The following is a 17,665-nucleotide window of genomic DNA, read 5'->3' on the forward strand; positions in this document are numbered from 1 at the left end:
GATTAGCTCGGGGCTAGAGCAGTTGCTCGCCACCGCCTCCAAGAACAATCTCGCCCGCATCCGCCATACGCCGAGCAATGGTAAGGATTTCTTTCTGCGCCGACTCGACCTCCGAGATTCGCACCGGACCTTTTACCTCCAGGTCATCGCGCAATAGCTCGGCGGCACGTTTGGACATATTTTTGAATATTTTGTCTTGCAGCGTGGCATCGGCACCTTTCAACGCGACAATTAACACCTCAGAGGACACCTCACGCAAGAGCATCTGGATACCGCGATCATCCACATCTTTGAGGTTTTCAAACACAAACATCAGATCCTGGATCTGATTACCCATATCCTCATCGACTTCTTTAATCGAGTCCATCAACTCGGCTTCGACGGTGCCATCTAAGTGGTTCATGATCTCGGCCGCGACTTTATAACCACCCATCGCTTTCGTTTGTGAGCCTGTTTTGCCAGAGAACTGTTTTTCCAAAATATCGTTAAGCTCTTGCAGTGCGCTCGGCTGCACCATATCCAGTGACGCCACGCGCATCATAATGTCGATTCGGACCTTCTCGGTAAAATAACCTAAGATTTCAGCGGCCTGATCGGCATCGAGGTAGGCGATCACAATCGCCTGAATTTGCGGGTGCTCATTGCGGATAATATCCGCCACCGAACGCGGGTCCATCCACTTGAGCGTATCAAGACCTGTCGTGTTGCCACCCAACAATATCCGGTCAACCAACGAGCCGGCCTTGTCTTCACCCAGAGCGGTAACCAGCATATTGCGAATATAGCTGTCCGCGCCCATACCCAGCCCGGTTAGGGTGCGCGCTTCCTCCAGAAAATTCTGCATCACCGTTTGTACATCGCTTTGCTGTACATTGGTTAGGGTTGCCATGGCCGCCCCTATGCGCTGTACCTCTTTCGGCCCCATGTGCTTTAACACCTCGGCCGCGTCTTGCTCGCCCAGTGACATTAGCAACACCGCCGCCTGGTCGACCGGGCTCATTTGGGTAGTAGGTACAGTTTTTTGCTCGGCCACGTCAGATTACTCGTCTTTGTTGATCCAGGATTTAACCACTTGCGCTACCCGGCCTGGGTCTTCTGCCACCAGACCTTTAATCGCGCTCAGTTGTTGTTCGTACCCTTCCTCGGGCCCAGGTAAGGCCACCGCGCCGCCGGTAAGGGTTACCGAATCGGCCGAGTCGCCGCCTAGGCCTGCCGCCTCAAGCGCTGCCAGCTGGCGCGCCTCCTCTTCCTCGGCCGAGCGCGAGCCCGAACGAGCGATGGTTTTTAATACCGGGCGCAGCAAGCCAAAGATAAGGGCTAAGACCAGTAAAAAACCCACCAGCGGTTTAATATAGGGGGTTAACCAAGGTTGTTCCCACCAAGGCACATCCAGCGTATCAAATTCAGTGGGTTCGCGCTCGACAAACGCCGAGTTAATAACATTGACGCTGTCGCCTCGCGCCGCCGAAAAGCCCACCGCATCGCGGACCAGTGTGCTAAAGCGCTCAAGCTCGGCGTCACTCCACGCCTCGCTAACAGATTCGCCCTCGGCGTTAACCGTGCGTTTATTGTCCAGCACAACAGCCACGCTTAAACGCTCGATATTGCCCTGCTGCCGACGGGTGTAGCTAATCGTGCGGTCAACCTCGTAGTTGCGGGTAATATTCTCGCGGCTGTGCTGCGGCGTCGGCGTTTCGTCGCCGGCAAAATTGGGGTCGACTTGCTGGGGCACTTGACCGTCAACCGGTGGTTGGTTGCTAAGCGCTCCCGGAATGCCGCCGATTGCGACATCTCCTATTTGTTTTTCAGTTTGCGTCTGCTCACTGCGCAAAACCGGCTCGGTATCATCAAACGCCTCTTCTGCCTGCTCAATGGCGGTAAAGTCGACATCGGCGCTTACCTCGGCATGAAAGTTATCGGCGCCCACTACCGGAGCCAAAATACTGCTTACCCGGCTGGCGAGTTTCTCCTCAAGATTTAGGGTGTACTGGCGCTGCTTGTCGGCCAAGATTAACTCGGGCGACTCCTCACCCGTCGAGAGCAAGTTGCCGTATTGATCAATGACTGTAACGTCTTCGTTTTGCAACTCGCTAATACTGGAGGCCACCATATTAACAATGGCTTTAACTTGCTTAGGGTCCAAGTCGCGGCCGGCAAACAGCTCGACAAACACCGAGGCGGTAGGTTTTCTCGCGTCGCGTACAAACACCGAGCGCTTGGGCGTGGCTAAGTGAACCCGCGCCGAGCGCACGGCGTGAATACTGGTAATGGTACGCGCCAGCTCGCCTTCTAAGCTCCGCTGATACCGGGCGTTTTCAATAAACTGGCTGGTGCCTAGCGCTTGCTCTTTTTCGAGCAATTCAAAACCGACGGACTGGTTTTGCCCAATGCCTACCTCGGCCAACTTAAGGCGAGCGGTGTGAATATTTTCAGTGGTGACCAATAAAGCGCCGGTCGAGGGCTCAATTTTATAGGGGATTTGGTTTTGCTCTAAAATCGATACAACCTCGGCCGAGTCGAGCCGATCAAGGCTGCCGTAAAGCGGACGATACTCTTCACCCTGGCTCCACAGCACAATATAAAAACCAATGGCAACGGAGGCCGCCAACCCTAACATCAGGCCAATTTGGCGCAGTAGAGTTAAACCACCAAAGCCTTCAATCAGGTCGCTGCCCTTGGTGGATTTTCCCGAGGGTTCAGCATCCATTGTCGCGGTATCTGTCTGTGCCATAAGCTTGTTACCCAGTCCTTATTGTTAAATGGGCATGTTCATAACGTCGCGGTAGGCTTCTACCAATTTATTGCGCACCTGCACGGCTGCCTCAAACGAGACACTGGCTTTTTGCGAGGCGATCATCACATCGGTAATGTCCACGTTGGCGTCTCCGCGCTGGTAAGACTCCGCCATGGTGCCGGCCTCACTTTGCAGGTTGTTTACTTTGTTCACCGCGTCGCTCATTACCTCAGAAAAGCCCGGTACTTTTTGCGTCGACTGAACCTCACCCGGCTTGGCCGGACGATTGATATCGTTAAGCGCCTCTGGCTTCTGAAAGGCGTTGGTTTGCGCTTTAAGCGCTCGCATCTCGGTCAGCAGATTACTGATATCGACCCGGTTACTCATGGTCATACTCGCTATTTAAGTGGGCGAACAGGCGACAGGATTTTGGCGTTTTGCGTTTTTTTGCCGCGTTTATATCGATTAGTGCACAAAGTGGGCCAAAAAAACACCCGTCATAAACAAGCTGTAAACCTAAGTGCCCAAAATAAAAAATGGCCGCGCGGGTCACCCCGGCGGCCAACGGTCAAGGTAGCACTCGCCATTAAATATCGAGCGCAAAACCCTCATCTTTAAAGCGGGCAAGCTTATACCGCAGCGTGCGCGCGCTAATACCCAATCGTTCGGCGGTGTTTTTACGGCTGCCGCGCTCAGCTCGAAGCGCATCGGCGATAATCTCAAACTCATGGCGACGTAAATCACTGCCGAGCTCGGCCGGCGCTTGGCTCAAGCCTGCGGCATCATTTATCTTTTGCGGCTCGGCAAAATCCATTGCGCTAGGTGCCCGAGCCTCAGGTTGCGCTGTAGGCACGCTAGGGTTATCGAGCAAGCTAGGCTTGTCACTATAATGGGCGGTGGTGTGCAACCCTAAATCAGTGGCATTGATGCTAGTGCCGGCCTGTAAAATAAGGGCGCGCTGCATAATATTGTCCAGCTCACGCACGTTGCCCGGCCAGCGGTAAGCCAGCAAGGCTTGTTTTGCAGAAGCATCCAGCACCACCCGGCCACGCTTTTGTTTGCGCGCGTGGCGCTCTAACAGTTTAACCGCCAGCGGTACGATATCTTCCACCCGATCGCGCAGCGGCGCCCACTCTAAAGGCAAGACACTTAAACGAAAGTACAAATCCTCACGGAAGCGGCCCGCCACTACCTCGGCGCGCATATCGCGGTTTGAGGTGGCAATCACCCGCACATCCAGCGAAATGGTTTTGCGCCCGCCGACGCGCTCGACCTCGCGCTCTTGTAACACTCGCAGCAGTTTCGCCTGTAACCCAACATCCATTTCTGAGAGTTCATCCAACAGTAACGTCCCGCCGTTAGCTTGTTCAAACTTACCCGGTGCACTGGTATGCGCGCCGGTATAGGCGCCTTTTTCGTGGCCGAACAATGTGGCCTCTAGCATATTCTCTGGGATGGCTGCGCAATTGATGGCGACAAAAGGCTTATCGGCGCGGGGTGAATGGTCGTGTACATAGCGCGCCAACACCTCTTTACCAGTGCCAGACTCGCCAATAATTAATACGGTGGACTCTGACTGAGCAACGCGCTGTGCCAACTGCAATAGCTGCTTGCTGCCCGGCGCCTCAGCCACCGGCTGATCTTTAACACTGACCACACCGCCGACATGGCGGGCGACAGACTCCAGCAAAGCATCCGGCTCAAAGGGTTTAACCAAATAATCCACCGCCCCTTCTTTGATCGCCGAGACTGAATCGGCAATGCTGGCGTAGGCAGTGATTAATAATACCGGGATATGTGGATGGTCGGACTTCACTTGCTTTAACAGATCATAACCGCTCATTACCCCCATATTCACATCCGAGACAATCATGCCGACCTCGGCTCCGGCCTTTAAGTGGGCAATGGCGGACTCGGCACTATCGGCCTCGACAACCGGATAATCGGCCAACACCAATGTGTCGACGAGCGCTTCACGCAGGTTGGGGTCGTCCTCCACCACCATGACAGCGGGAGCGGTGGCCTGAGTGAGGTGCGTAGCTGTGTTTGACATAGTAAGTCTCCGGCAGACTTTAAACAGAAGTGGGGGAACCCGGCGCCATCGCCGGCAACAGTACCAGCGCCTGAGCGCCCTCGCCTTTATTGGAGCGCAAATTAAACCGGCCTCCGTGGGCCCGCGCGACCGCCTGCACCACCGCCAAACCGAGCCCAGTCCCCTGCGCCTTAGTGGTAACAAATAGCTCGCCCAAACTGGGCAGCAAATCTGCATCAATGCCGGGGCCATCGTCGCAAATCTCAATGGCCAGCCAATGCTCGCCCGCCAATTGTTGCGGGCTTATGGTGATACTGATACGAGCCTCGCGGCCGGCTGCTTGAATACCGTTATTGACCAAGTTAAGCAGCGCACTCACCAGCGCATCGCGATTGCACGACAGCGAATAATCGTCGCCTGTTACGCTCCAGTTAACGGTGCTATTTGAGGTTAATACCGGCACCTCCATCGCCTCGGCCAGATCGCTTTGCAAACTTGCCACGCTTAAGCAATCGCTGATGGGCAGCTCGCCCTTAACAAACAGCAGCATGTCTTGCACCTGCCGCTCCATATGATTGAGTCGATTGGAGACTTTCTCGGCAAATTGACGGCGCTGCTCAAGCGGCAACTGCTCTTTACGTAAGTGTCCGCAGTACAGCATAGCGGCCGACAGTGGCGTACGGATCTGATGCGCTAACGCAGAGACCATTTGCCCCAGTGCCGATAAGCGCTCGTGCTTGCTTAGCTCACTCTGCAAGCGACGGGTTTCAGTCTGATCGGTCAGTAAGATTATTTGCCCATCACTGCCCTGATTGCGCGTCGCGATACTGATACGCCGGCCGTCGCGCAATGAGATTTCGTGCCCGTCGTCTTGCCGTGGCGCAAACGAACGAGCAATGATATCGCGCCACAACTCGCCCTCAAGGGGTTCGCCCAACAGCTCGGTGGCGGCCGGATTACAATCGCGTACCCGGCCTTTACTATCCAGTACAACAACGCCGCCAGGCAGGACATTGAGTAAGCTTTCAAGCCGATTGGCAATACGCTCTTTTTCGGCCAGCTCATCAAGCCGCTGCTGGGTGACTTCGATTAGCTCATCGTTTAAGTCGGCCACGCGCTGCTCAAGCGCGCGATATGAGGTGGTGAGTTGATCGGACATCTGCGAGAACAGCTCAAACGCATCCGCCAGAGCCGCCGCTTTGTCCGGTGTGGTGGCGATATTTTTATCGATCCGTTCAATGTTCAAGACGTCAGCTTTGACCGTCATAGCAGTACCTTTTGGCTCGGCTCGCAATCATCGTGCAAGCAATCGGCGCAATGCAAACCCATCGCTATTGCTGTGTTACAGGGGGTAACTGCAAGCACAGTGCCAACAGAAATTGTCTATAAATATCAACAACTTAAAATATCACAAAAAAATGGGAGTCAATTCTTTGGCAGAGAAAGAGATAGTATGACGAGCGGACGTATTAGGTAGGAAGGTGACAACAAGACGCGTTGCAGTGGCCGGCATCCGCCGGCCACCACCGGGGCTAACGCTGTAAATCGTATTTGCGCATCTTTTCGACCAGCGTCGTGCGCCGAATAGACAGTTTATCAGCGGCGCGCGCGACAACGCCGCCGCAATCGTTCAGTGCCTGCTGAATCAGGTCACGCTCTAAGTTAGTCAAATACTCTCGCAAGTCAATGCCCTGCTCTGGCAGCAGGGCCGTGTCGTGTAAGCTCACAACGGCGGCACCGGGGGCAGATTCTTCCTCGAGGGTAAAGGATTCGTCCTCAACATCTACATGACGGTACTTGGGAGGTAGATCTTGAACCCCAACCACGCCATAAGGGTGCATAATCGCCATGCGCTCGACTAGGTTAGCGAGCTCGCGAATATTGCCCGACCAGGTGTGATTGCACAGCGATAAAATAGCCGCTGAGTTAAACCGTATCGAGCCGCGCTTTTCGCTCTCCATGCGCGAGACCAATTCGTTAATCAACAGAGGGATATCCTCGGAGCGATCTTTTAGCGATGGCAGCTCAATGGGAAAGACATTGAGCCGGTAATACAAGTCCTCGCGAAAGCTTCCCTCGTCAATCATGGACTCTAGGTTGCGGTGAGTCGCCGCAATAATACGAACATTGGTCGGCACAGTGCGGTTACTGCCCACGCGCTCATAGCACTTCTCTTGCAATACCCGCAGGATTTTTACCTGCATGTTAAGCGGCATATCACCGATTTCATCTAAAAACAGGGTGCCGCCTTCAGCCAACTCAAAGCGCCCAGCGCGGGCCGAGATTGCTCCGGTAAAGGCGCCTTTTTCATGGCCAAACAGCTCACTTTCTAGCAACTCGGCGGGAATCGCGCCGCAATTGACCGGTACGAAGGGCTTTTCTCGACGCGCCGAGTGGTAGTGCAGGTTGCGCGCGACCACCTCTTTACCCGTACCCGACTCACCGGTAATGAGTACCGACACTTCTTTATCGGCCACCTGAGTCATCATATCGCGAACGGATTGTACCTCGCGGCTGGTGCCTACTAAGGAGCGAAACAGATGCACCGGGCGGCGCTGGGCGCGCTGCTTATTAGAGTGTTGCGCGTCGCCAAACAAACGAGCGCGATGCAGAATATTGATTAGTGGCGTATAACTGACGGGGGTAGAAATCGCGCCTACGACTTTAATCCGAAGCTTGGCAGCATAGTTATCCAGCGCTTGTAACCGCGACTGCCCCACCAGGGCCACCGCTGTTTCGTCGTTCCACTGCTCTAGGCGATCCAGCAGCTGCTCCCCCCACAGGCGGCACTGCTCGCCAACCACGACCAACATAAAAGATTTGGCCTGATCCCCGTCCGCTAGGGTCGCCTCTAGCTCATCCGAGGTGGTAATACAGGTGTCTTCTTCGAGAAAACCAAAAATCGTCGCCAATTCTTGGCGACTTGAGTCGTTATCATCGACAATTAAAATTTTATTGTTTCGGCACATACTCGACCTTAAAACGGTCGTTCTGACGGTCACTCGGGAATAGGCCCAAGCCCTCAGAACGAAAAGCGGTATTTATATAGATAGCGGGTTTACTGGGATTAGTCAAACAATTGACGCGGCTATTTACAATAGCATATAAAACAAGACCTTACAGCTGCAATTTTGCGCTATAGAGATGGCAATCAAAAAAGCCTATAAGCCAACATTTGGTCGGCTTATAGGCTTTAAAATAATACTGCGTGTGGACGTTTCGCCGTCAACAAACCCGTGCTGGGCGCGTTTGACACTCGGTTAATAAATCGGCGTACATCTGTTTCAAATCGAGCATGGCCTGAAGCAGCGCACCGGGCTGCTGGCGGTTGATCTCAATAAGCCTATCGAGCACCAGGGTACAGGTATCATCCAGCTGCCGCACGCGGCGATAATCGCCGGCACCTAAAGCCGCACGCATATCCGCCTGTAGCTGCTGCAACTGAGCAACGCCGCCCTCTCCTGCCAGGCTTGGCGCGCTGGTGGCGACCAACCTCAAGAGTAGGCTCCGGCGGGCTGTGCACTTGAGTGATCAGAGATTTGGTCCCAGCTGGACTTAATATCACCCAACAACTGCGCGCATTCATCCAGCTTGCCGACATCGTTACCCCGGTTCGCTTGAATCAAGGTGCGAATCACATAATCGTACAGCTCATCAAGATTGGCGGTTAATTCACCACCTTCGGTATCGCTCAAGCTGCCCTGCAACCCCTGTACGATATTGACCGCTTTAGTGATCCGCTCAGACTTTTGCACAAAACTGCCACGCGCCAGCGCACCCTTGGCCTGGGCAATACGCTCCAGCGCGCCTTCAAATAACATTTGGATCAACCGGTGCGACGAGGCGTCCATCACACTCGATTGCACATTAACTTGCTGGTATTGCTTGGCGGCGCTGTAGGCATTCATAAAGTCACTCTCAATTAGCGGCGAAGTACAATTTTAAAGTTTACAGAGACATCTCACCCAATAACCGTAACGGCCGATATTCCAATAACTTTAAGCTTTTAACAGATTTTTTTGTGGCACACTTCGTGCTATTTTGAGGGCTAATAAAGCATAGTGTTCAATAGCGGCAGGCAATTGCCGCCCAAAATCTGGCAGCAACAAGGAACTTGGGTCCATGAGTGACATTTCTGAGACATTGCGGCAAGCGCAAGCACAACAAAACGCCTTAAAGGCCAACATCCAGTTCGAAAAAAACCTGGCGTTTTTCCAGCAAGTGCTGCCGGATATCTACGATCAATACCGTCACTACCAACCAGCAATCGTCAGGCCTATGGTTGATGATGACGGTCACTTCAATTTAGTTGACATCAAAACCAATCAAGCCCTATACCCTTACAACCCCGAACAATATTTGCGTGAAGCCGTCGATTACTACCTAAATGCTCCTAAGCATTATGTACTTGATTTTAGCGCCAAACACGGGGCCAACACCGATCAGGATATTCACTTCAAGAATCATAATGCCGCCATTGAAGAATTAAAAGAAGTGAGTCCGAAAGAACGAAAAGCCGGCACCGATGAGCCCATTCAATTTATGAAAATATTGGGGATCGGCAGTGGTTATCATATACCCGAGCTTATCGAACGCTTAAACATTCAAAACTTGTGCATCGTTGAACCTTCCACCGACTGCTTTTACTCATCGCTGTATTGTATCGACTGGCAAACGATTGCCGAGCAATTCGACCAAGACAACAAAACCATCAATCTAATTCTGGGGAAGTCGACTACCGAATACCTTACTTTGGTAAACCATTATATTCGCCAAATAGGCGACCACAATGCCATCAAAGGCTATGTCTTCGAACACTTAATCAGTAATGAAATGAAGGCTTCCCTGAAGACATTCAAACAGCAACTACCAGCCACTTTGAGCATGACAGGTTATTTTGATGACGAGCAAGTCAGTATAGCTCACACCATTGCTAACCTTAAAAAAAGGATGCCAATTTTAACCAAGAAAAACAAAGCGACAGAAATTACCGCCAAAACCCCCGTATTTATTATCGCAAACGGCCCATCACTGGATAAGGCCCAAGGCCTGTTAACCGCTCAACAGAACAACGCGTTGATCGTCTCCTGTGGTACCGCGCTTGGCTCTCTCCAAAAAATGGGCATCAAACCTGACATACACATTGAAATGGAACGTACACGGCCCGTTTACGAGTGGATAACCGCCTCCACGTCACAAGAGTTCCGCAATGACATCGCTTTAATCGCTCTAAACACGGTGCACCCCGATGTATTTGACCTTTTCCCCAAAAGGTCAATGGCGATGAAGTCAAACGATTTAGGGACGCACTACGTCAGCCGGTTCGCTGGCCAGAAGAAACCTTTTATCAGCCTACGCTCTTGCAACCCGACTGTTGCCAATGCGGCGATCGCGCTAATGGCTAACATGGGGTTCAAAAAACTTTACTTTTTTGGGCTAGACTTGGGCTTTTCGGCCTCGGGGCAACACCACTCCTCTCACAGTAAACACTATGACATCAAAAAAGAGCACGTTGCCAGCTTAAACCTATATCAGCGTGACGCTAAAAACACGACAACTTTACCAGGCAACCGCGGCGACGAAATTATCAGTAACAACATATACGCTGCAGCCAGAGAGATGGTGAGTGATGTTATCCGGCATACACCCGGGCTCGAGTGTCACAATGCCAGTGATGGCGTACTGATTGACGGGGCTAAGCCCATTGAAATCGATGATATTGCTATCGCATCTAGTCCAATCGCGAACAAAATGTCGATGGTGGACGCACTGATTCGGCCTCATTTTGACCCAAATGTTTTTAAAAGAGCGCCATCTCAACAAGCGGTAACGAGTGATTTTAAAGCGGCGACTGAGACCATCAGCCAGATAATAAAGCTTTTTTCAGAACAACCTGAGAGCATTGCGGACTGTCATCAACTTCTGACGAGACAACACACCATGCTTGGGGATCTTAAAGGAGCCGATAAAAATGCTCACACTTACTGGCTACTGCGTGGGAGCTCCGCACAGTTCTCCCACCTATTAGCCAAATCACTCTATTGCGGCGAAAACCCTGACGAGGCCGTCTCTAACTTCAAACAAACAAAGGCGCACTACCTAAATTACCTCAACGAAGCTCGTGAGCGTATAGGGTATCAACTATTGAGAAAAGACTCCCGCTCTCGTAACATCAGCGACAAGGTCAAATAGCGTGAGTGTTCTTAAGCGTCTATTCAGGTAAAGAGAACTGTTGCCGCAAAAAGCGCTCAAAAGGCTCAACCATAGAGCGCGCGGCCTTTAAAACTTGCGTGTAATCAGTCAAGACTTGCTCTGGTGAGTGTTTAATGAGATCAATCTCGCACTGAAGCTTTGTCATAAAGTCGCTCGCTTGCGCGGACACTGGTTGTCGCTTCAGGCCCATCTCACGATATAAAGCCGCTATTTTAGGGTAACTTGCCAACCCAATAGTCGGCACACCCATTACCATCGGCGTAATATTGGCGTGAAAGCGCATACTAATAGAGAGCTGACACTGTTTGTAAAGTCCAAACGTAACCTTACAACCATCCCAGCCCTGCCACATAGGCGCGACAATCACGCGAGATCTAACAAGAAAATCATCCATAACCTGCAAAAGACTATTAATAGCCTCTAAATCACTGGGTATATGCGGTATAAGCACGATCTTTACTTGTGGATTAGCACCTAAATTGGACTCAAGGACACACGCTAGATTCTGTAAAAATCTCAGCCACTCACCATTGGAATCCCCTGAAAAACGCAGTGGCTTCATGTCCCCTGCAATATTGACGGCCCAATAGATGCTCCCGTCAGGCAGCCAAGTACTCGCCTCACACTGGAAAAAAGATGCACCATCGGGAACGATATGCGGCTGAACCGAATGATTAGGAAATGCCGCGTGATAATTATCTTTTGAGCCATCATTGCGAAACGACAAAAACACATTGGGCATACCGCCACAAGCGTGTACAAAGCGATCAAAGCGTCCCAGCGTGTTATCGCTAAAACCTTTATGGGTATCAAACCCAACACCGTAAAAGGCAACCGGCACTGTAATTTTTGTTAATTGCTCGAGTGGTAGGTCGATTGTTGTCCCAGTAGCCGAGGCTTCTATCCAAGGTTCAAAAAAGTTACCACCACCAATTACAACCAAATCAGCTTCATTGGCACAACGAACAAACTCGTCATCAAAGCGCCACTGATCAGGCGCGTTATAGTTTTGATAGCAGCGACGAATCTCCCAGTTATGGTAGTTCACGCCAGAGTCAAGGGTGCGCTCTATGACCCGCCGAAGCCCCTGATGATTGGCGTTATCGCCAATATTACCAATAAAGCTACCCACATGAAGAACCTGCATTTACAAATCCATATCAATAAAGGTTTTTTGTTTTTCCGTACGCCAAAAATCAGCTTGCTGCAAGATACCTAAAAACTTTTTATCACTACCGCCTTCACCAAAATGCTGTTCGGGTTCAACCTTTAACTGCCGCACACGCTCCACACCGGTCAGAATATCTCGTTTATCGTTACCCACGTTAATCACACTGCGAAGCGATGCCCGACTGGCTTGTCGAGTCCCCACATTGACCGCCGGCACACCAAAATATGGCGCTTCCATCAAGGCCGAGCTAGAGTTTCCCAGCATGTAATCGGCGCCTCGGAGCAATGACAAAAAATAATCGAACCTCATCGAGGGGTAAACACGAAACCGCTCGGAGTGCGCTTCAAGCTCACGATAACGCTCGATAATTTTGCCACTTCCGGCATCGTTATTGGGGTAGATCACAACAAAGTTATCGCCGCACTTTTGGGCCGCCTGCAAGAGCTGATCGATCTGGCGTTCTACCTGATCCGCTTCGGTTGTCACTGGGTGATAAAGCAAAATAGCATAGCGTTTAAACGGAATATTATAGCGCTCAGCTACCGCTTCTTGTGTAGGTAATTTATCGCTAAAAATCGCATCTACATCCGGCGATCCAATAACATAGATACTGTTTTTATTTTCTCCAAGTTGCATCAAACGATTTTGAGCGCGCTCATTACATACAAAGTGAAGATGTGATAGCTTGCTTACGGAATGACGCAAAATCTCATCAACTGTGCCGGAAACCTCTCCGCCCTCGACATGGGCGACTAAGATGTTATTTAAACAACCAACCGAGGCCCCCGCTAGAGTCTCGACCCGATCTCCGTGCACCACCAGCATGTCCGGCTGAATTTCTTTAACATAGTCAGACAGGCCAATAATTGTTTTCCCCAACACCGCATCCATGGTGTCGGTGTAGTTTTGATTGATAAACTTATAAATATTTCGGTAGCCGCGATGCTCTATTTCCCGTGAAGTAAGCCCATACCGGCTGAGCATATGCATGCCTGTTACAAACAAGTGAACGTCAAACTGCCCGCTCTCACACAGTGCATCAACCAACGAGCGCATTTTGCCAAAATCAGCCCGAGTACCGGTTAAAAAGAGTATTTTACGTTTCACGCACTTTCCTCTAGAACATCGGAGAATTGTAAGAGTGCTCCGTCCGCAATATCCCGAGTAGCGCGCTTTCCTAACAAGCTATCATAATGCTCAGCAAGTATGCCGCCAACACCGGGGCGTTTAACCCAAAGGTTATCTTCGGTCAGAAGCTCTCCTTTTTTAACCGCTTTAATTGTCACCACAGAGGCATACGCAAAATCGATGGTTGCCTGCTCCTCTTGCAATGGCGTTTTGGTGCCGCCACGCATTTGTTTCATCAAAGCAGCGCCTTCTTTTAGCTCTTTGAGAGCCGGACCGTCCATCGAACATATAATGTCGGGACCGTCACGCCCCATAGAATCCGTAAAATGGCGTTCGAGCAGTTCAGCACCTAATGCGACAGCCCCTAGACACGCAAGGTTGGATGTAGTGTGGTCGGACAAGCCAACAATCGCTTCCGGAAACGCTTTCATCAGCTCGCTCATGGCGCCAAAACGCACGAGCTGCGCAGGAGTAGGATAAATATTAGTGCAGTGCATTAAAGCATAGGGAACATTATGTGCGCGCAGTATAGCGACAGCTTTTGTAATACCCTGAATATCATTCATGCCAGTGCTGAGAATGACAGGCTTGCCCTGCTGGGCAATATACTTAACTAAAGGGTAGTTATTGCATTCTCCCGAGCCAATTTTATAAGCGGGAACATTTAACATCTCAAGCCGATCAACCGCTGCACGGGAAAAAGGCGTACTGATAAAAACCGCACCTTTTTGCTCAGTATAATGTTTCAACTCTCGCTCGTCTTCAAACGACAGTGCGCACGAATCCATGATATCAAAAATATTGATATCGGCATTACCTGGTTTAATTAACTTTGCCGCGGGCGCCATTTCGTCTTCGACGACATGGGTTTGGTGTTTAACAACCTCAGCGCCATGAGCAACCGCACAATCTACCATGGCCTTAGCAATGTCTAGCGATCCGCTGTGATTAATGCCGATTTCCGCGATCACCAAAGGGGGTTCGTCTCCACCTACGCGCCGTCCCGCAACAATAAACTCTGGCTTGGTCATCACATCCTCGCTTTTATTAGCCGCTCCGCTTCTCGCAGATCTTCGATGGTATCAATATCAATACTATCGTGTTCAGCCATTATATAGGGTTTTAATCCACTTCTGGGGATACAGCCTTCTGCCCGATAGGCCGCCACCGAGAACAAATATAGGGCACCGTTGGGTAAATAAACATCAGGCAGGGCCTGCTCGCAACTATATGAGGCATCTTTATGGTAGATCGGTGTCAGCTCTTGGTCTAGCAGGCAATATGCTTTTAGGTATTTTTTACTGCCTTTAACTAGGCTAATCACACCATTATCTGATGAGGGGAGCGACTGATAATAATGGTAAGCTTGCACAATGTGGTGAGCTTGTCGCAGTGGTGAAGTCGGCTGCAACAAAACAATCAGTTGCTTATCAGAGAGATTCACGCGCGTAATAACATCGGCAATGACAGCGTCGGTGGTTGAGTCATCTTGCCCTAACGCACTGGGCCTTTCCAGTGGCTGACAATCCAGCTTTAGGGCTATGTCAGCCACCACCGGGTCATCTGTCGACACTAAAATTTGCGCAAAAAGATCGCTCTCTTTTGCGGCTTCTAGGGTATATTGGATCAGCGGTTTACCCAGCAACGGGTGGTAATTTTTACCCGGTAACCGTTTAGAGCCCGCTCTGGCCGGTACGATCGCGACGGGCTTATTAAGCGGCTCACATGTCATATATCAACTCTAACGCTAGAGGTAACCATTCGCTTTGTATCAGTAGCGATGTCGGCTATCTACCTATTTGGCGAGGTAAAGGGCAGCCGATCATTGAGCCCCTCAAGAAAGCTGCCGGTGCTGTTAAGGTCATTAACGATTAACTCCATCGCCAAAAACTGACTGCTTAGCCGGCTGCGGTAGGCCTCTGTGCGGCGCTCTAGATCCGAGCGGTCATCTTCTATGTCAACCAAGCTTTCATTGATATTATCTTCACGCCGGTCAATCAATCCATTATTGACCATAAAGCCATTAATGAGACTGCTTAAGCCCCCCGAAAACCCCCGTGAAAAGCCTACCGTAGCACTGGTAGCGCCCGGTTTTATCAGTAGCGATAAGCCGTCAGCACTACTGCCAATTTTAGGCAGCAAGACGTTACCATAGCCAAACGCTGGCTCGCCATCAACGGTGCCGGCAACATTCTGCCCCGCCGTACCAGCGGCCACGGCTAAACCAAGCTCGGCAGTATCGCCGCCTATCGCGGTGATCTCTAGGGTACTGCTGCTGCCGTAATTATCGGAGATAAAGTTAAACGCACCACTGCCGCTATCGTAGCTAACACTGACAGAGCTGCGATTACCAGAAACGGCCTCACTGACGTTAATTAACGATTCGATCTCAGTCGCCAGCTCTTCCGGGGTGTTATAAATAACGCCGTCAGGCAAGCTCACCGATGCCTGATTACCGTCTACCGCAATATCAAAGCTGTAATCTTTACCCGTGGTGTCCAACGGAAACCCCGCAACCACACTGCCCGCCTGTAAGCTGCCTTTGGTCGCCTGCTGGGTAATCTGTACATCGTAGCTGCCCGGGTTGGTTTGCTTGCTAAAGCCTGTCACCTCAATGCTGCCACTGTCTGAGCGTGTTTGCGGTGTAAACAATGACTTAACCAAGCCGTAATTATTTTCCATCACGGCATTGAAGTTGGTGTTAATACGGTCTGGGTCTTCGTTGATTTGCAAGGTGCCGTCGCTAATTTTGGTTTGGATGCCCAAATTAGCCAAACTGCCAAAGCCCCCCTCTAATCCGGGAACAGCCGCACCTATAAAGCCTTTTACTCGGTCCACCAAGTTATCGGCTAACGAATCGCTGGCTAAGCTGCCATTTTTACCCGTCTCTTGGTTAACACCCGTTAGCTGTTTTGCCTGCTCCATAAAAACGTTGTAGGCGTCGACAAAGTCACGAATTGCCGTCTCGGCGGTGTTGCGATCTTCGTTGATCGTAATATTGACGGTTTCATCCACGGAGGCGTTGTATAAATCAATAGTGAGCCCGTCAATCACGTCATCGAAAGAGTTAGACGCGCGCGACACTTGCAAGCCATTCACGCGTACCAGCGCATCTTGACCCTCTTGATTTTGCGTGAGGGCCTGATTAGTGGCGTTAAAGTTAAAGTTGGCCAGTCCCGGCGCACCGGCATCCTCGCTGGCGGTAATTTCGACCTCATTAGTGGCGCCCGACGGACCCGTGATCAACAGCCGGTAGGAGTTACCATCAGCCACAATACTGGCCTGCGCACCGATGTCGGCCTTGTTAATGGCATCGCGCAACCCCTCGAGACTATTATTAGATTCATCAATCTCGATTGTGGCGCCGACCGCCTCGCTGTTGACAGTAAAATCATCGAGTGCACTATTCCAATCACCCAGACGCAGCGTCAGTGTGCCGGTGCCGACTTCGGCGCTTTTTGAGGCATAGGTTTGACTGCTAAGTGATTGTGCACGGGCGATCTGGTCGACCTGAACTTGATAACTGCCCGCTTGGGCGCTGGAGTCGAGCTCACTTAGGGCGAATAGAGAGGTATCGGGCACCGAGACGGATTTAGCATCAAAGATATCCGGGCTTGCCAAGTTGGCCACCACCGACTCTAAGTCAGCCAAGGCACTGCGTAAAATTCCATAATCGGATAATTGTGTTTGCAGCTTCTCTTCACGGGAGTCTAAGCGATTAGCTTGCGGAGCATGACTGATCTCGACCAGATCCGTTACCAGCTTTTGGGTATCGATCCCGGAACCGCCCCCCAGCTGACTGATAATGTTGTTGTCGACCATAACCTTACTCCACGCGTGTGTGCCTAATATCTGTATCGGCTGTTACTGAGTAAACTTTAGCCTGCTTTAGCACCCAAAACAAAAAAAGGGCACCCTAAGGCGCCCCAATCGTTAATCTGCTTACTTGTCGACGATTAAGCCTGCGCTTGTAGCAATGGCACTGGCTCATCAGCATTCAATTTTTGCGCCAAGCTGACAAAAACCTCGTCGGGTATCTGCCTAATCACTTCCTGTGTCTTGCTATCAAGCACTTTAACAATGGTCTCGCCCAGCTCTTCATTGTAGCTAAACTGCAGATCGCGCTGCGTGGACTGAACATACTCGTTCATCTTAGCAACGGCCTGGCGAACATTGTCGCGAAACTCAGGTTTAGTGGCAGTGCGTTCAGCGGTGTTTTCTACCGAAACACTATTGGGTTGTTCATCCGCTAGCGGTGGCAACTTATTGCCGCTCACCTGCCCCCCCTGACGGTTTACCGATGAAGCAGCCCCAGACTTGGCAGACGTATAGACCTCTGATCCTGTAGCGTTTACTTCATTCATGGTACTGTCCTCACTCAAAAACC

The 17,665-nt window shown here is 51.1% G+C and carries 15 protein-coding genes; 1 reads left to right on the forward strand and 14 read right to left on the reverse strand.

Translation table 11 applies throughout. From position 1 onward, the window contains the following. Positions 1-13 precede the first annotated feature (13 nt). The 8 genes from fliG to fliS form a co-directional block, all read right to left on the reverse strand. A complete protein-coding gene (fliG, locus tag AACY82_RS03285; protein ID WP_339615331.1) occupies positions 14-1,033 on the reverse strand; it encodes a flagellar motor switch protein FliG in 1,020 nt (339 codons plus the stop codon). A gap of 6 nt (positions 1,034-1,039) precedes the next feature. Continuing rightward, entirely contained in the window at positions 1,040-2,731 is a 1,692-nt protein-coding gene (fliF, locus tag AACY82_RS03290) for a flagellar basal-body MS-ring/collar protein FliF (protein ID WP_339615332.1), read from the reverse strand. A gap of 24 nt (positions 2,732-2,755) precedes the next feature. Further along, entirely contained in the window at positions 2,756-3,121 is a 366-nt protein-coding gene (gene fliE, locus AACY82_RS03295; protein WP_339615333.1) for a flagellar hook-basal body complex protein FliE, read from the reverse strand. A 199-nt stretch (positions 3,122-3,320) separates the two neighbouring features. Next, entirely contained in the window at positions 3,321-4,787 is a 1,467-nt protein-coding gene (locus AACY82_RS03300) for a sigma-54 dependent transcriptional regulator (protein WP_339615334.1), read from the reverse strand. A gap of 19 nt (positions 4,788-4,806) precedes the next feature. Beyond that, entirely contained in the window at positions 4,807-6,033 is a 1,227-nt protein-coding gene (locus AACY82_RS03305) for an ATP-binding protein (protein WP_339615335.1), read from the reverse strand. 265 nt (positions 6,034-6,298) lie between these two features. Continuing rightward, positions 6,299-7,735 (reverse strand): sigma-54 dependent transcriptional regulator, encoded by a 1,437-nt coding sequence (locus tag AACY82_RS03310; protein WP_339615336.1) that lies wholly within the window; start codon positions 7,733-7,735, stop codon positions 6,299-6,301. A 256-nt stretch (positions 7,736-7,991) separates the two neighbouring features. Further along, positions 7,992-8,264, reverse strand: coding sequence for a hypothetical protein (locus AACY82_RS03315; RefSeq protein WP_339615337.1), 273 nt, complete (start codon positions 8,262-8,264; stop codon positions 7,992-7,994). Then, positions 8,261-8,674, reverse strand: a complete 414-nt coding sequence (fliS, locus tag AACY82_RS03320; RefSeq protein ID WP_339615338.1) for a flagellar export chaperone FliS — start codon at positions 8,672-8,674, stop codon at positions 8,261-8,263. Before fliS ends, AACY82_RS03315 begins: the two co-directional genes overlap by 4 nt. A gap of 214 nt (positions 8,675-8,888) precedes the next feature. Between fliS and AACY82_RS03325 the strand changes: the two genes are divergently transcribed. Further along, entirely contained in the window at positions 8,889-10,958 is a 2,070-nt protein-coding gene (locus AACY82_RS03325) for a 6-hydroxymethylpterin diphosphokinase MptE-like protein (RefSeq protein WP_339615339.1), read from the forward strand. A gap of 19 nt (positions 10,959-10,977) precedes the next feature. On the opposite strand, the gene AACY82_RS03330 is transcribed toward AACY82_RS03325, so the two are convergent. The 6 genes from AACY82_RS03330 to AACY82_RS03355 form a co-directional block, all read right to left on the reverse strand. Next, positions 10,978-12,126: a polysaccharide pyruvyl transferase family protein gene (locus tag AACY82_RS03330; RefSeq protein ID WP_339615340.1), complete on the reverse strand. Its 1,149-nt coding sequence runs from the start codon at positions 12,124-12,126 to the stop codon at positions 10,978-10,980. Further along, entirely contained in the window at positions 12,127-13,257 is a 1,131-nt protein-coding gene (gene neuC / locus AACY82_RS03335) for a UDP-N-acetylglucosamine 2-epimerase (RefSeq protein WP_339615341.1), read from the reverse strand. After that, positions 13,254-14,309, reverse strand: a complete 1,056-nt coding sequence (locus AACY82_RS03340; protein ID WP_339615342.1) for an N-acetylneuraminate synthase family protein — start codon at positions 14,307-14,309, stop codon at positions 13,254-13,256. The genes neuC and AACY82_RS03340 overlap by 4 nt, the downstream gene beginning before the upstream one ends. Next, on the reverse strand, positions 14,309-15,010 hold the full coding sequence (locus AACY82_RS03345; RefSeq protein WP_339615343.1) for an acylneuraminate cytidylyltransferase family protein: 702 nt from the start codon (positions 15,008-15,010) through the stop codon (positions 14,309-14,311). The genes AACY82_RS03340 and AACY82_RS03345 overlap by 1 nt, the downstream gene beginning before the upstream one ends. A 59-nt stretch (positions 15,011-15,069) precedes the next feature. Beyond that, the gene (fliD, locus tag AACY82_RS03350) at positions 15,070-17,100 is read right to left on the reverse strand and encodes a flagellar filament capping protein FliD (RefSeq protein WP_339615344.1); all 2,031 of its coding nucleotides are present in this window, start codon (positions 17,098-17,100) and stop codon (positions 15,070-15,072) included. Between the two features lie 134 nt (positions 17,101-17,234). Further along, positions 17,235-17,642: a flagellar protein FlaG gene (locus tag AACY82_RS03355; RefSeq protein ID WP_339615345.1), complete on the reverse strand. Its 408-nt coding sequence runs from the start codon at positions 17,640-17,642 to the stop codon at positions 17,235-17,237. Positions 17,643-17,665: the final 23 nt, after the last annotated feature.

Origin of the sequence: uncultured Gilvimarinus sp. (assembly GCF_963972205.1) — a bacterium.
GTDB lineage: Bacteria > Pseudomonadota > Gammaproteobacteria > Pseudomonadales > Cellvibrionaceae > Gilvimarinus > Gilvimarinus japonicus.